The sequence below is a fragment of the uncultured Jatrophihabitans sp. genome (assembly GCF_964246335.1).
In the GTDB taxonomy this organism is placed as follows: domain Bacteria; phylum Actinomycetota; class Actinomycetes; order Mycobacteriales; family Jatrophihabitantaceae; genus Jatrophihabitans.
This window is the reverse complement of sequence record NZ_CAXTQF010000048.1, coordinates 12,852-27,590: the sequence shown is the minus strand read 5'-3', so window position 1 is coordinate 27,590 and position 14,739 is coordinate 12,852. Positions and strand designations below refer to the sequence as shown.

At 70.7% G+C, this 14,739-nt stretch carries 13 protein-coding genes; 12 read left to right on the top strand and 1 reads right to left on the bottom strand.

Going from position 1 to position 14,739, the window contains the following annotated elements; translation table 11 throughout:
* A partial coding sequence (locus ACFFCN_RS13590) for a BTAD domain-containing putative transcriptional regulator (protein ID WP_375492410.1) occupies positions 1-2,424 on the bottom strand: 2,424 nt, incomplete at its 3' end.
* Between the two features lie 108 nt (positions 2,425-2,532).
* Between ACFFCN_RS13590 and ACFFCN_RS13585 the strand changes: the two genes are divergently transcribed.
* The 12 genes from ACFFCN_RS13585 (at position 2,533) to ACFFCN_RS13530 (ending at position 14,733) form a co-directional block, all read left to right on the top strand.
* Complete coding sequence (locus tag ACFFCN_RS13585; protein WP_375492408.1) at positions 2,533-3,933, top strand: PP2C family protein-serine/threonine phosphatase; 1,401 nt, start codon at positions 2,533-2,535, stop codon at positions 3,931-3,933.
* Positions 3,930-4,439, top strand: coding sequence for an ATP-binding protein (locus ACFFCN_RS13580; protein WP_375492406.1), 510 nt, complete (start codon positions 3,930-3,932; stop codon positions 4,437-4,439). Before ACFFCN_RS13585 ends, ACFFCN_RS13580 begins: the two co-directional genes overlap by 4 nt.
* Complete coding sequence (locus ACFFCN_RS13575; RefSeq protein ID WP_375492404.1) at positions 4,423-4,764, top strand: STAS domain-containing protein; 342 nt, start codon at positions 4,423-4,425, stop codon at positions 4,762-4,764. Before ACFFCN_RS13580 ends, ACFFCN_RS13575 begins: the two co-directional genes overlap by 17 nt.
* Positions 4,765-4,793: 29 nt before the next feature.
* A complete protein-coding gene (locus ACFFCN_RS13570) occupies positions 4,794-5,153 on the top strand; it encodes an STAS domain-containing protein (protein WP_375492402.1) in 360 nt (119 codons plus the stop codon).
* A 2-nt stretch (positions 5,154-5,155) separates the two neighbouring features.
* The gene (locus ACFFCN_RS13565) at positions 5,156-5,971 is read left to right on the top strand and encodes a DUF1990 family protein (RefSeq protein WP_375492400.1); all 816 of its coding nucleotides are present in this window, start codon (positions 5,156-5,158) and stop codon (positions 5,969-5,971) included.
* A 21-nt stretch (positions 5,972-5,992) separates the two neighbouring features.
* Positions 5,993-7,435 carry a phytoene desaturase family protein gene (locus tag ACFFCN_RS13560; protein WP_375492399.1) on the top strand — a complete coding sequence of 481 codons (1,443 nt, stop codon included), beginning with the start codon at positions 5,993-5,995 and terminating at the stop codon, positions 7,433-7,435.
* Positions 7,432-8,601, top strand: coding sequence for a hypothetical protein (locus tag ACFFCN_RS13555; RefSeq protein ID WP_375492397.1), 1,170 nt, complete (start codon positions 7,432-7,434; stop codon positions 8,599-8,601). Before ACFFCN_RS13560 ends, ACFFCN_RS13555 begins: the two co-directional genes overlap by 4 nt.
* Positions 8,598-9,776, top strand: coding sequence for a hypothetical protein (locus ACFFCN_RS13550; protein ID WP_375492395.1), 1,179 nt, complete (start codon positions 8,598-8,600; stop codon positions 9,774-9,776). Before ACFFCN_RS13555 ends, ACFFCN_RS13550 begins: the two co-directional genes overlap by 4 nt.
* The gene (locus tag ACFFCN_RS13545) at positions 9,773-10,939 is read left to right on the top strand and encodes a hypothetical protein (RefSeq protein WP_375492393.1); all 1,167 of its coding nucleotides are present in this window, start codon (positions 9,773-9,775) and stop codon (positions 10,937-10,939) included. The genes ACFFCN_RS13550 and ACFFCN_RS13545 overlap by 4 nt, the downstream gene beginning before the upstream one ends.
* Positions 10,936-12,108, top strand: a complete 1,173-nt coding sequence (locus tag ACFFCN_RS13540) for a hypothetical protein (RefSeq protein WP_375492391.1) — start codon at positions 10,936-10,938, stop codon at positions 12,106-12,108. Before ACFFCN_RS13545 ends, ACFFCN_RS13540 begins: the two co-directional genes overlap by 4 nt.
* Complete coding sequence (locus ACFFCN_RS13535) at positions 12,105-13,280, top strand: hypothetical protein (RefSeq protein WP_375492389.1); 1,176 nt, start codon at positions 12,105-12,107, stop codon at positions 13,278-13,280. The genes ACFFCN_RS13540 and ACFFCN_RS13535 overlap by 4 nt, the downstream gene beginning before the upstream one ends.
* A gap of 169 nt (positions 13,281-13,449) precedes the next feature.
* The gene (locus tag ACFFCN_RS13530) at positions 13,450-14,733 is read left to right on the top strand and encodes an EAL domain-containing protein (RefSeq protein WP_375492387.1); all 1,284 of its coding nucleotides are present in this window, start codon (positions 13,450-13,452) and stop codon (positions 14,731-14,733) included.
* Positions 14,734-14,739 lie beyond the last annotated feature (6 nt).

Genomic DNA, 14,739 nt, shown 5'->3' with positions numbered 1-14,739 from the left:
GTCGTCGGACACGGCCAGGTCGACGATCCCGGCGACGTTGAGCACGTAGGCATCGGGCGCGGACGAGCAGGACAGCTCGGCGTCGGCGTTCACGCGCGCCTCGTCGGCAGCGTCGGCGCGCACGGCCACCACCGCCCGGTCGGCGAGCAGCCGGGCGCGCAGCGCGCGGTCCGCACCGGCCAGCGCCAACGCGGCGTCCAGGCCTTCGGCGGCGCGCCCCCATTCGCCCAGGCGCGCAGCGACGTCGGACAGGTGCCGCTCGACGGTGGCGCGTTCGCTGTCCGACGTCGCAAGAGACCGGGCCCGGACAAACGTCTCGCGGGCCGGTTCGTAGCGGGCCAGCGCGACGAGCACCTCGCCGCGGGCCATCGTGACCTCGAGGTCGTCACGACCGAGCGACGCCACGACGTCGAGCTCGTGCAGCGCCTCGTCGTGGGCGTACAACTCGCGGGCGCGGACCGCGGCCCGCCACGCCCAGGTGGCTGCCTCGGCGTCGCGGCCACCGAGGTGGAAGTGCGTGGCGATCGTCCCGGCGTGCAGTTCGGCGTCGCGGCGCGCGGCGAGCGTGTCGGCGGCGCGGTGGTGCAGTAGTCGTCGGCGCAGCAGCGACAGCCGGTCGTAGGCGACGCGGCGCAGGACGTCATGGGTGAAGGCGATAGCGCTGCCCTCCTCGCGGACGAGGCCGGTGCGCAGCGCCTCCTCGACAGCCTCGACCGTCTCGACCTCGGCCCGACCGCTGGCCGCGTGCAGATCGCCCGGATCGGCCACGCCGTCGAGCACAGCGAGGGTCGCCAGCACCTGCGACGTCTCTTCCGACACCTCGGCGAGGCGGCCCGCGAGCAGGCTCTGCACGCCGGCGCCCAGGCTGCCGGACGGCGCCGCGGAACCGGAGCCGGCGATCGCCGCGGCGACGAGCAGCGGCAGGCCGGCCGTGTCACGCCAGATGGACTCGGCGTTTGCTGCATCGAGCCGGGCGATCTCGCCGCGGGTCAGTCGGGTCAGCGCGATCGTCGTCGTGGGTTCGGCGTGCCGGGCACCGCTCAGGGCGATCCGTAACGGGTGTCGCTCGGCCGGACCGGGGTCGCGCCAGGTCAGCACCAGCGGCACACCGAGACGGTCGAGGCGGTGGATCAGGTAGGCCAGCACCTCGGCCGCGGCGGTGCCGACCGCGTGGGCGTCCTCGACCACGACCGCTGCGGCGCCGGACCCGGCCAGCACGCGCACGACGGCGTCGTAGAACAGGTCGCGCGCGCCGGGCGAGGACAGCGGCTCGGCCGGCCGATGTCCCGAGGGCAGCGCCTCGGACACGAGGCGGGACACCTCGACCGCGAGGTCGGCGGGCAACGGCGCACCGAGCGCGATCGCGGCCCGGAGCAGGTCGGCGATCGGCGCGAAGGACAGAGCAGCTTCGCCGCCGTGGGCCCGGACCACGAGCACCTGCGGCGTCCGGGCCGCGAACTCGTCCACCAGCCGACTGCGTCCGATGCCCGCTTCGCCCGTGACGAGGACGAGGCGGCCGCCGCGGCCCGCGGCCGCGCACAGCGTCGCCAGGGCGGCGTCACGGCCGACCATCGGCACGGCCGAGGTGCTCGCCGTCGGAACGGGTGCATCATCCGCACGCGCGGCGCGACGTCGCGGCGGCGCGAGCGTGCCGCCCCGGATGGCGTCATAGATCTCGGTCGTGGCGCGCACCGGCGCAACGCCGAGCTCGTCGCCGAGTACGCGTACACAACGCTGGTACTGATCCAGCGCGTCCTGTCGACGTCCGGTCCAGGCGAGCAGTCGCATGACCGAGCGGTGCGCGGCCTCGTGCAGCGGGTCGAGCTCGAGCCAGCGGACGGCGTCGGCCAGCGCGGCGTGCAACTCGCCGTGCCGCAACCGGTCGAGGACGAGGCGCTCCTGGATCGCGCCGAGCTCGCGGCGCAATGTGTCGGACTCGCGCGCGAGCCAGTCGTCGAACGCCGGAGCATCGCGCAGCGCGAAGCCGGCCAGCAGCTCGCCGCGTACGAGGCCGACCGCGCGTGCGAGTTCCTCGCGGTCGCTCGACGCCGCCAGCGCGCGGAACGTCACGACGTCACTCACCACCAGCTCGGGCCGCAGCGATACGGACGTGCGGTCGGCGACCACTGCATCACCGGTCGCCGCGATCAATACGGACAGTGTGCGGCGCAGGGTCGCTCTGGCACGGCTGTCGTCGCCCTCGGGCCACAGCAGCGCGGCCAGCTCGGCGCGGGGCACGCCATCGCGGCCTGCCGATCGCGCAAGCACGAGGACGGCGAGCACCGCAATCGCCTTACGGGTGTCGACCACGAGCGGCTTGCCGTCGAGCGCGACGAGCGGTGTGCCCAGCACGTCGATGCGCAGCGCTCCCGCGGCATCCGCAGGGGGAGCAGCGGCGTCGGAGACGGCCGGCTGGTCGGGCACGGGCCAGACAGTAGACCGCCGAACGTTACGAGAAGAGCTGTTTCGTGACCGACCGAAACGCAGCCGTTCGTAACGATGCCGGAACGGGTGGACGAGCAGGGTGTGCCCATGGCTGTGCGACGCACCGACGATTCGCCCGACTTGCGGGCCGGTGTCGCAAATGTGGTCGTCGACAGCGCCGAACTGCGCGAGGAAACGGGTGCCGAAGCCGGCGTGGCGATTTACGCTTCCCCGGCCGAACGCGCACCCCGGGGGGACGACATGACCGCGTTGCAGGGCGCACCAGCCACCACTACACCCACGCCTGAGCCGGACGGCGTCGACACCGGCGCGCCGGCCGGCGGCGAGGCCGAGGTAGCCGGGCGCGCAGGCCGGCGCCGACTGCGCCGGCGCAACGCGACCGCCACGCGCACCGCCCAGCAGCCGTCGCGCCTCACCGCCACCGCGGCGGTCGATATCGCGCCGGGCGACCCGTTCCTGGTCTACCTCGCGCAGGCCGGTGCCCCGGTCGACCTCGGCGGGCTCGAGCTCGACTCACCCGCGGTCCGCGACCTGCGTGCAGCCGGCGTCGTGCTCGTCGTTCCGCTGGTGAGTTCCGGTGAGCTGATCGGCGCCCTGAACCTCGGGCCGCGACTGTCCGAGCAGGGCTACTCGTCCGACGACCGCCGACTGCTCGACACCCTGGCGGGCTACGCCGCGCCGGCGATGCGGGTGGGCCAGCTGGTCCGGGCGCGCGAGGTCGAAGCCCGCAATGTCGAGCGCATCGAGCAGGAGCTGCGGGTCGCGCAACTGATCCAGCAACAGTTCCTGCCGGCCGAGCTGCCGACCCTGCCGGGGTTCCACGTCGCGGCGTTCTACCGTCCCGCGCGGACCATCGGCGGAGACTTCTACGACTTCGCCGAGCTGCCCGACGGCCGCATCATGTTCGTCTGCGGCGACGTCACCGACAAGGGCGTCCCGGCCGCGCTGGTCATGGCGAGCACGCACGCACTGCTGCGCGAGGCGGCCACCCGCATGACGTCGCCGGGTGAGGTGCTCGCGAGCGTCAACGACATGCTCTGCGCCGACATCCCGGCGCACATGTTCGTCACCTGCCTGGCCATCGCGCTCGACCCGGCCACCGGGCACATGACGTTCGCGAACGCCGGACACAATCTGCCCTACATCCGTACCGCCGGGGGCCACGGCCACCGTGAGCTCAATGCCACCGGGATGCCGCTCGGCCTCATGCCGGGGATGGCCTACGACGAGACCGTCGACGTGCTCGCGCCCGGCGAGGGCATGCTGCTGCACAGCGACGGGCTGGCCGAGGCGCACGACAGCAACCGGCAGATGTTCGGCTTCGACCGCCTCGCCGAACTCGTCGGCGTCTCCGCGGGCGGCGAGGTCCTCATCGACCGGTGCCTGTCCGAGCTCACGGCGTTCACCGGACCGGTCGAGCAGGAGGACGACATCACGCTCGTCACCATCGAGCGTTCGGGCGCTGCCTTGATAGGCGGTGTGACATGACCACGTGGCACACGCTGGCCGAGTTCGAGTCGGCCAGTGAGCCGGGCGGTGAACGCGACGTCGTCGCCCGGGTGATCGACTCGGTGTCCGCGCTGCGGCTCACCCGCGACGCTCGCGACCGGCTGGGCACGGCCGTCTCCGAGACGGTGATGAACGCCATCGAGCACGGCAACCACAACAATCCGAAGCTCGCGGTCGAGACGACCGTGCGCACGGACGGCGACACCATCGAGGTGCTGGTCTCTGACCGCGGCGGATTGCGCGAACTGCCCGACCACCCGGAGATCCCCGACCTCGACGCCAAGCTCGAAGGGCTCCAGCGCCCGCGCGGATGGGGGCTGTTCCTCGTCCGCAGCATGGTCGACTCGATGGACGTCGTCGCCGACCCCGACGACGCGAGCCGGCACACCGCCCGACTGCGGATGACGGTCGTCGCCGAGGACGAGACCGACCCGCCCCACCACCCGCCGGCACAGGAAGGACCCCGCCATGCCGAGCACGTGTGAGACCCAGGTCCGCATTGCCGCCGAGAGCGGCGGCACCGCAGTCGTGACGCTCACCGGTGAGGTCGACGGCAGCGCCAAGACGGTGCTGCCCGCCGCCTACGCCGAGGCGGTCGCCACGAACGAGCCGGGCCGGGTGCTGCTCGACTTTCACTCCGTCGACTACATCAACTCCACCGGTATCGCCGTGCTCGTCAGCGTCTTGGCGCTCGCCCGCGCGGAGCGACGCACCATCGCGGCCGCCGGGCTGACCGAGCACTACCGGCACATCTTCACCATCACCCGGCTCGTCGACTTCATGGAAGTCGTCGACCCGGCCACCACCTGAACCGTCCACTGGGAGCAACGGGGGAAGTCATGGTCTCGGTCAACATCGAGATGGCAGTCAAGCGCCACTCCGAGAAAGTGGCCGTCATCGGCATCCGCGGTGACGTCACCGCGGCATGCCAACAAGTGCTCGGCCAGGCCTGGGACGAGGCGAGTGTCGCGCCGACCAAGGTCGTGGTGCTCGATTTCACCGACCTGTCGTATATGAACTCGTCGGGCATCGGCATGTTGGTCACGGTGCTCGTTCGGGCCAACCGCGCGAAGCAGAAGCTCATGGCCTTCGGGCTCACCGACCACTACCGCCAGATCTTCACGCTGACGCGCCTCGACGAGGCCATCGGCATCCACCCCGATGAGTCGGCCGCCCTGGCCGCGGCAGGAGCGCTGTGATCATGACCGGCATCCCGGAGCCCTCGGCTCCCGTAGCCACGTCCCCCGCTGCACCGTCCGAGCTCGAGGTCCCCGCGGTCGAGGTCCCGGTCCGCACCGATGTCGGCAACTGGGCATCCTCGGTCGACCGACTGGCCGTCGACGCGGGCCGCACCGATCTGGCCGGCAAGTCCTGGGGCGTCAGCGGGCGGCGGGTCACCGGCCCCATGCAGGGCTTCGGCCGGCTCTGGCAGCGCACCTACACCTGCCCGATCGGGCCGGTCGCCACACCGCAGCAGGCCATCGCGGAATGGCGCGCGCACTTCGGCGAGTTCTGGCCCGGCAAGAGCCGCTTCTACGGTGCGCTCGAGGGCATCAACCCCGGCGACGTCGCGCCGATCGCCGTGGCAGCAGGCGGCGGGCTCAAGCTCACGACCGGTGTGCTCGTGCTCTACGCCGACGACGAATCGTTCTCGTTCATGACGCCGGAAGGCCACATGTTCGCCGGCATGATCACGTTCTCGGCGCACGAGGACGAGTCCGGCACGATCCTGCAGACGCAGGTGCTGATCCGGCCGAACGACCCGCTGTACGAGCTCGGGATGCCGGTCATGAAACGCATGGAGGACCGGTTCTGGTCGACCACGATGTGCAACCTCGCGAACCGGCTGGGTGCGCTGGGCTGCGACGTCGACGTCACGTCGATCATCGTCGATCGCAAGCGGTTGTGGCACAACGCGCGCAACGTGCGTTACAACGCCGGCATCCGCAGCGTGCTGCACCTGCTCGGCGCGCCGTTCACCTTCGCCGCCCGCAAGCTGCGCCGCCGCGCGGCATGACCCGGGGGAGGGTTTGACGTCGTGTTGGACGCCGTGGTCGTCGGGTCGGGCCCGAACGGGCTCGCCGCTGCGATCACGCTGGCCGAGCAGGGCCACAGCGTGCAGCTCGTCGAGGCCGCGGACACCCCTGGTGGCGGCTGCCGGACAGCTGAGCTGACGCTGCCCGGCTTCCGGCACGACGTGTGTTCGGTCGTGCAGGGCCTGGCTGAGATCTCGCCGTTCTTCCGCAACCTCGATCTCGAGGCGCACGGGGTTCGGCTGCGCCGGCCGGAGATTGCCTACGCACATCCGCTGGACGGGGGGCGGGCGGGCGCCGCGTATGCGGACCTTGCCCGCACAGGGGATGCGCTCGGTGTCGACGGACGGGCCTGGACGTCGCTGTTCGGCCCGTTCGTCCGGCATACCGACGAGCTCATGGCCGAGGTCCTCGGCGACCTCCGGCATCTGCCGCGGCACCCGCTGCTCATGGCCCGGTTCGGACTGACCGGCCTGCGGCCGGTGCACGCGCTGGCGCGGGCGCGCTTCGACACCGATCTCGGGCGCGCATTGTTCGCCGGCGTCGGCGCGCACAGCATGCGGAAGTTGACGGCGCCGCTCACCTCTGCCTTCGGCATCGCGCTCGGTGTCACCGCGCACGCCGGGGGCTGGCCCGTCGTCGAGGGCGGCAGCGGCCGGCTGGTCGACGCACTCGTCGGTCGTGCCATCGAGCTCGGCGTCGAGATCGCCTGCGGCGAACCGGTGCGGTCGTTGCGCGCGTTGCCGCCGGCCCGGGTGAAGCTGCTCGCAGTGACGCCGCGCCAGCTCGCCCAGATCGGCGCCGATGACCTGCCCGGCCCGTATCTGCGCCGGCTCACCAGGTTCCGCTACGGGCCGGGTGTGTTCAAGGTCGATTACGCGCTGTCCGGCCCGGTGCCGTGGGCCGCGGCGCAGTGCCGGGCGGCCGGCACCGTGCATGTCGGCGGCACGCTCGACGAGGTGGCGGCCAGCGAGGCCGACGTCGAGGCCGGCCGGCACAGCGACCGCCCGTTCGTGCTCGCCGTCCAGCCCGGTGTCGCCGACCCGACGCGCGCGCCGGAAGGTCAGCACACGCTGTGGACCTACTGCCACGTCCCGCACGGCTCGACCCTCGACCGCACTGCGGCCATCGAGGCGCAACTCGAGCGGTTCGCTCCCGGCTTCCGGGATCTCGTCCTCGCCCGCGCCACGCGCACCGCGGCGCAGTACGAGGCGTACGACGCCAACTATGTCGGCGGCGACATCAACGGCGGCCGCGCCGGGCTCTACCAGGCCGTTCTCGGGCCGGTGCCCGCGTGGTCGCGCTACCGCACGCCGTTGCCCGGCGTGTATCTGTGCTCGTCGTCCACGCCGCCCGGTGGCGGCGTCCACGGCATGTGCGGCGTGCACGCCGCGCGCGAGGCCATGCATCGCGAGCTCCGCGCAACATCGGCGATGGTGGCCGCGTGAGGCGCTCGCTGACGATCACCTTCGCCGTGCTCGTCCTCGGCATCGCAGTGCTCGGGCTGGTCGTTCAGATGTTCGCCCCCACGACCGATCACCAGACCCGCGTCGCGCAGGTGCTCTACCTGCTGTCACCGGTCGTCGCGGCGATGCTGGGCGGCTATCTGACCGTCGTCCGGCCGCAGCACGCCGTCGGCTGGTTCGTCATGGTCGTTGCGAGCGCGGGCGCTGTCGACTCGGTGGCCCGTGGCGCCATCGTCCTCGACGTCGGATCGCGGGACGGGTTGCGCAGCTGGGCGGCATGGCTCGACAACTGGACGTGGGTGTTCCTCTTCGGCGGCGTCGCGTTCCTCATCCTCTACTTCCCGACCGGGCGGCTGCCGTCCGCGCGCTGGCGCGGGGTTGCCGTAGCGATGACCGTGGTGGTGGTGGGCGAGGCCGTGGCCTGCGCACTGGTGCACAAGACGGTCAATTACCCGAAGCTGCACACGATCGCGCCGGCCGGGCTCATGACGGAGTACGCCGCCGGGTTGGGCTTCGCAGGCCTGCTGATCGCCATCACCATCGCGCTCGCGTCGCTCTGGCTGCGTCGGCGCGTGTTGCGGCGCGAAGGCGACCTCGTCGGGTTGGCGCAGATTCGCTGGCTGCTCTGGGCCGCCGCGAACGTGGTTCTGGTGTTGCTGGTCGGAACCGGCGTCGACCGCCTCACGAAGCCGACCGACCTGCTCGAACAGGTGTGGGACGTCTTGAGCCAGCTCGTGTTCTTCGGCATTCCGTTCGCGATCGGTATCGCCATCAGTCGGCACGGCCTGTTCGAGATCGACCGGGTGGTGAGCCGGACGGTGTCCTACCTGGTGGTCACCGGTGTGTTGCTCGGGATGTACGTCGGGATCATCGCGGCGTTCTCCTCGTTCCTACCGAACAACCCTCTTGTGGTTGCCGGGGCCACATTGACGGTGGCCGCGCTGTTCGTACCAGTGCGACGCAGCGTCCAGACGCGTGTAGATCGCCGCTTCAATCGCAGCAAGTACAACCGGGCACTGCTGGTCGAGCGGTTCGCCGAACAGTTGCGCGGCGACGTGACGCACGGCAGCGACGGCGACAACCTGTTGACCGTCGTCGGCACGGCCCTGCAACCTACGCACGCCGGACTCTGGCTGGCGCAGTCATGAGCCGCACCGCCCGCACTGCCGTCATCGCTCTCACCGCCTCGCTGTTCGCGGCCGGCGTGTTCGGTCTGGTCGCGCAGCTGGTCGAGCCCCCCGACGCCAATCAGACCCGGGCGGCCCAATTCCTCTATCTGCTCAACCCGATCATCACTGCCGTGCTGAGCTGTTACCTCGTCGTGGTGCGGCCACGGCACCCGGCCGGCTGGCTGACCATGCTGATCTCGTTCGCGGCCACCATCGACTCGTTGGCCAAGGCTGCGATCGACGCGCGGCCGGGTGCCGTCGGCGTGCTCGCCCGCGAGTGGGCCGTGTGGCTCGACAACTGGGTCTGGGTGCTGCTGTTCGCCGGCATCTGCTTCCTGATCCTGACCTACCCGACCGGTCGGCTCGTCGGGCGCCGTTGGCGAGGCGTGGCGATCTACACCGTAGTGGCGGTGGTGGCCGAGGTGTTCCTGTGCGCCGTGAGCAAGGCCAACTCCGACTACAAGGGCGTGCTCCCCGTCGTGCAGGGGTTCGTGCCCGAGTCGGTGGCCAACGTCGGCTTCGTCGCCGTCTTTGCCGCACTGGTCGCCGCCCTCGCGTCGCTGATCGTGCGACGGCGTGCGTATCGCCGAACCGGTGACGTCACGGGTATCGCGCAGTTGCGCTGGCTGGTGTGGGCCGCCGGCATCGTGGTCGTCTCGTTGGTGGTCAGTGCCGCTGTCGACGGTCTCGTCGGCTCGAAGTCGTCGGCCGCGGCGATCGTGGACTTCGTCAACCAGGTGGGCTTCTACGGCTTCCCGCTTGCCATCGTCGTGGCGATCACCCGGCACGGGTTGTTCGAGATCGACAAGGTGATCAGTCGGACGGTGTCCTACCTGGTCATCACCGGGTTGTTGCTCGGCACGTACATCGGGATCATCGCCGCGTTCTCCTCGTTCCTGCCGAACAACCCTCTTGTGGTGGCCGGGGCCACGCTGACGGTGGCCGCACTGTTCGTGCCGGTGCGACGCAATGTGCAGACGCGCGTCGATCGCCGCTTCAATCGCAGCAAGTACAACCGGGCGCTGCTGGTGGAGCGGTTCGCCGAGGGATTGCGCCGCGACGTGACGCACGGCAGCGACGGCGACGACCTGCTCACCGCGGTGGGATCGGCGTTGCAACCGACCCATGCCGGGCTGTGGCTGGCGCCGTCATGAGAGCACGGCGGATCGGTGCCTCGCTGACGGTACTGGCCATGCTGGCCTGCGTCGTCCCGGCGATCGTGATCCCGATCGTCCACGCACGGTTGATGGGCCTGTTCGGACCCGACCTCGGGGCGGCCATCACGTTCTCCTTCGTCGGCGCGTTCCTCCTGCTGCGCGGCGCGGTGACGAACATCGCGGTGATCATCTGCATCCAGGGAGTGGGCGCGGCCACCACCTCGCTGCTCGGCGTGCTGGCCCATCTCGGACCGGCGCACGGTCGGATTTCCGGCCTGCCGCTCTGGGCGGGCTTCCTCAACAACTACGCATGGCTGCCCGGCGTGGTGCTGCTGACGCCCCTCGTGCTGCTCTTCCCGAACGGGACGCTCGCCGGGCCGCGCTGGCGCTGGCCGATCCGCATCGTCGTGACCCTGGCGGCCACGTACGTGATCCTGGCGACGATCGCAAAGGCCAGCATCGTCGACGGCCGGTCCTACGCCGATGCGCCCAGCCCGTCGGGTTTCGTGCGGGTGCCGCTCGCCGTGCAGAACGCGGCGGGGACGTTGATCTTCGCCGGCTTCATCGGGTGCCTTTTCCTGTCCATCGGTTCGCTCGTCGCGCGGCGGCGGCGTGCCGCCGGCGTGGAGCGGGCGCAGCTGACGTCGCTGCTCTACGGCGCCACGCTGACCGTCGTCCTGCTCTTCGCGCTGGACTTCGGCAACGGCACCAGCTGGATCTCGTTCGCGCTCGGGCTGGTGACGGTGGCGCCGGTCTCGGTGGGCATCGCGGTGGCCGTCCTGCGTTACCGGCTCTACGAGATCGACAAGGTCGTCAGCCGCACGGTGACCTACGTGCTCGTCTTGGCAGTGCTCGCGGGCGTCTACGTGGGAGTGCTCGCGGCGGCGGCCAACCTCGTGAGTTCCGGTCAGAGTCAGCTCGGCGTCGCGCTGGCGACGCTGCTGGTGAGCATCCTGGCGGTGCCCCTGACCCGGCGTGTCCGCCGGGTGGTCGACCGGCGCTTCAACCGTGCCCGCTTCGACGCCGAACGCGTCGTCACGTCCTTCGCGCAGCGGCTACGGGCGCGCCCGGAACGCGGGGACGTGCCCACGGACCTGCTCGCGGTCGTCGAGCGCACGGTCGCCCCGTCGCACGCCGGGATCTGGGTGGCGCGGTCATGAGTTCCGTCCGGGCGCTGCGGCGCGGCGCGCTCGTCCTGGCGATCGCGGCGCTCGCACTGCTGGTGGTCTCGGCGGTGTTCGCGGTCCTCAACGATGACTTCTCGCGCGTGTTGAGCAATGTGTTCGGCGCGGCGTTCCCGGCCGTCGGTCTCATCATCACCCGGGCGCGACCGCGCAACGCCGTCGCGTGGACCTACCTCGTCGCGTCCGTGCTCAGCGGCCTCGAGGACGTCGGCTCCGAGGTCGGCCCGTACGGGTTGAAGCGCGGCTGGCCGGACGCCGTCGTGCACACCGTGGCATGGGCGCAGGCTTGGGCCTGGTTCCCGGCGTTCTTCCTGGTGGTCACCATCGGCCTGCTGCGGTTCCCGGACGGGCTGCTGCTCAACCGGCGGTGGCGTTGGGTGGAGCGCGCCGCATACGCCGCGATGGCGGTGTGGAGCGTCGCGCTCGGGATCGTGGCCGCAACGGTCTCTGCCCGCGAGTTGTTGTCGGCCGATGCGCCGCAGCCGCGCGGGTGGCGGGCCCTGCTGTACGTCCCCGCGGAGGCAATGTTCTTCCTGATCCTGCCCGTTGTTCTCGCGTGCGTCGGCTCGCTGATCGCGCGGTACCGCCGCGGCCGCGCGGTCGAACGCGAGCAGCTGCGCTGGGTGCTGTCGGCGGCCGTGCTCGCGATCGTCCTTGCGCTTGGCCAGGATGCCGGCACCAGCTGGTTCGGCCCGTGGCCGGGGTGGGCGCAGACCTTGTGCGAGGGTGTCGGCCTTGCGCTGATCGCGGTTGCGACCGGGGTGGCGATCACGCGGTACAAGCTGTACGAGATCGAGCGGATCGTCAGCCGCACGGTGTCCTACGCGGTGGTGCTGGTCGTGCTGGCCGGCCTGTACGTGGGGGTGCTCCTGTGTGCGGTGCAGTTCTCGCATCTGAACAACGTCGGCGTGGCCGCGGCGACCCTGCTGGTCAGCATCGTTGCGGTGCCGCTGACCCGGCGGGTGCGGCGCGTGGTCGATCGCCGGTTCAACCGCTCCCGATTCGACGCCGAACGCGTTGTCACCGCGTTCGCCGGCCGGCTGCGGGCGCGTCCCGAGCAGGGCGATGTGCCGACCGATCTCCTGACGGTCGTCGATCGCACCGTTGCCCCGGCGCACGCCGCGGTGTGGGTGGTGCCGCAGTGACGGACCGCGCGGCGAGACGACTTGCCGCAGGAATGGCGCTCGCCTCGGTGATCCTGCTCGTCGTCGGCCTCGTCTTCTCCGCACTGAACGATCACCATGCGCGCATCGTGGGGCTGGTGCTGTTCATCGCCTACCCCGCGATCGGCTACACGATCGTCCGGGTCCTGCCGCGCAACGCCGTCGGCTGGTGCTTCTTGGCGTCCTCGCTGCTGCTCAACGCCGAGAGCGACGGCACGGAGGTCGCCGGCTACGGACTGGCGCACGGATGGCCCGATGCCGTCGTGCATCTCGCGGCCTGGTTCCAGTCGTGGGCATGGTTCCCGGGCATCTTCCTGCTGGTGACGGTGGGCCTGCTGCGATTCCCCGACAGTGCGTTGATCGGCAGCAGGTGGCGTTGGGTCGAGCGCGTGTCGTACGCCGCGTTGATCTTCTGGACGGGCGCGATCGGCACCGCCACTGCATTCGTGCCGGCCAGGCGGCTCCTGTCCGATGCCGCACCCGAACCGTCCGGTGGTCTGGGCATGGTGTTCAAAGCCGGCGAGTGGATGTTCGTCATCATCTTCGCCTGCGTGCTCGCATCCCTGGTGTCGCTCGTCGTGCGGTACCGGCGCGGCAACCTCGTCGAGCGCGAGCAGACCAAGTGGGTGCTCTCCGCCGCCGCGCTGGCCATCCTCATCGAACTCGTCCTCGACCTCGGCGGCAGCACCGCGGGCCACTGGCCGGACTGGGTGCAGACCCTCGGCGAGGGTGTCGGGTTCGCACTCATCGCCATCGCGACCGGCGTCGCGATCACGCGGTACAAGCTGTACGAGATCGAGCGGATCGTCAGCCGCACGGTGTCCTACGCGGTCGTGCTGATCGTGCTGGCCGGCCTGTACGTCGGGGCACTGCTGGCGGCGGTGCAGATCACGCACTTCAACAATGTCGGCGTGGCCGGCGCGACATTGTTGGTCAGCATCGTGGCCGTGCCGCTGACGCGGCGGGTGCGGCGCGTGGTCGATCGCCGGTTCAACCGCTCGCGGTTCGACGCCGAGCGGGTCGTGACCGCGTTCGCCGGCCGGCTGCGGGCGCGACCCGAGCTGGGTGATGTGCCGATCGATCTGATCGACGTGCTCGATCGCACGGTGCAGCCGGCGCACGCCGCCGTGTGGCTCGTGCCTTCTTCTCGCTGACCGCGTCCGTGCGGCGCCACGAACCTTGGGTATCGGTTCGGTAACACCCCTTCCCAGTTTCTAACGCAAACTTTACCTTCAACGGGTCGGGCGTGGCCGGAAACCCCGTCCTGCGACGTAAGACATGGCAAACAGCGCCAGGACCGCTCGTTCATGGGATACGCCGGACATGTCGCTAGCTGCCGTGCTGGGCCCGCGGGCCGAGGACGTCATCCGTGGTGGTGGCGTCCGGGCGCTGTACCAACCAATTGTCGATCTCGACAGTGGCGTGAACGTCGCCTTCGAAGCACTCGCCCGAGGACCGATCGACCATCCACTGCGGCGCCCGGAAAGGCTGTTCGACGCCGCGCGAGCAGCAGGCTGTGTCCGCGAACTGGACGAGGCCTGTCGGTCTGCCGCGCTGGACGGAGCCGTTTCGGCTGGTCTGCAGGCGCCGTGGGCACTGTTCGTCAATGTCGAACCCAACGGCTTGGACTGGGCCAGGACGCCCGGCGATCTGTCGGTGCGCCAACAGTCCGGTGCCCGGCCGTTTCCCGTCGTGGTCGAGATAACCGAGCGCGACCTTGCCGACGACCCGGCGTCGCTGATGCGATTCGTCGAACGCGTGCGGGCGCAGGGGTTGCGCATCGCACTGGACGATGTGGGTGCCCGGCCCGAATCGTTGGCCTTGCTGCCACTGCTGCGGCCGGACGTCATCAAACTCGACCTGCGGTTGGTGCAACAACGGCCGACCGGCGAGGTGGCCGAGATCGTCACGGCGGTGAACGCGGAGGCCGAACGCTCCGGCGCGGTGCTGCTGGCCGAGGGGATCGAGACGAAGAAACACCTCGATTTCGCGCGTGGTCTGGGCGCTCGGTTGGGTCAGGGTTGGTTGTTCGGCAGGCCCGGCCCGATGCCCGACCTCACCGGTCGGCCACGACCCGCCGCTGACGCCGTCCCCGGATCTGTTCGCAGCCAACTGCTGCTCGACTGCACGCCGTACGAGGCCGCGGCGGCTCGCATCAGCGCACGGACGTCACGCAAGCCGCTGCTCATCGAGATCAGCAAGCATCTGGAACACCAGGCAATGCGCCTGGGGGCGAACGTCGTGCTGCTCGCCACCGTGCAACACGCGCAGTTCTTCACTCCGGCAACCGCCCGTCGGTACCGCGCGCTCGCCGATTCGGCGGTGTTCGCCGCCGTGCTCGGGGAAGACGTGCCCGCCGAGCCGCTGCCCGGCCTGCGCGGCGGTCGGCTGGCTCCCACGGATCCCCTCGTGGGGGAGTGGGACCTCACCGTCGTCGGCCCGCATTTCGCGGCGGCGCTGCTCGCTCGTGACCTCGGTGACACCGGGCCGGACGACGAGCGCCGCTTCGACTACGTGCTGACCCACGACCGCGATGTCGTCGTCGCCGCCGCCGCTGCCCTGATGTCTCGTGTCACCCCTGTCCAACCACCCGCCGACCGCACGTGAGGTGCA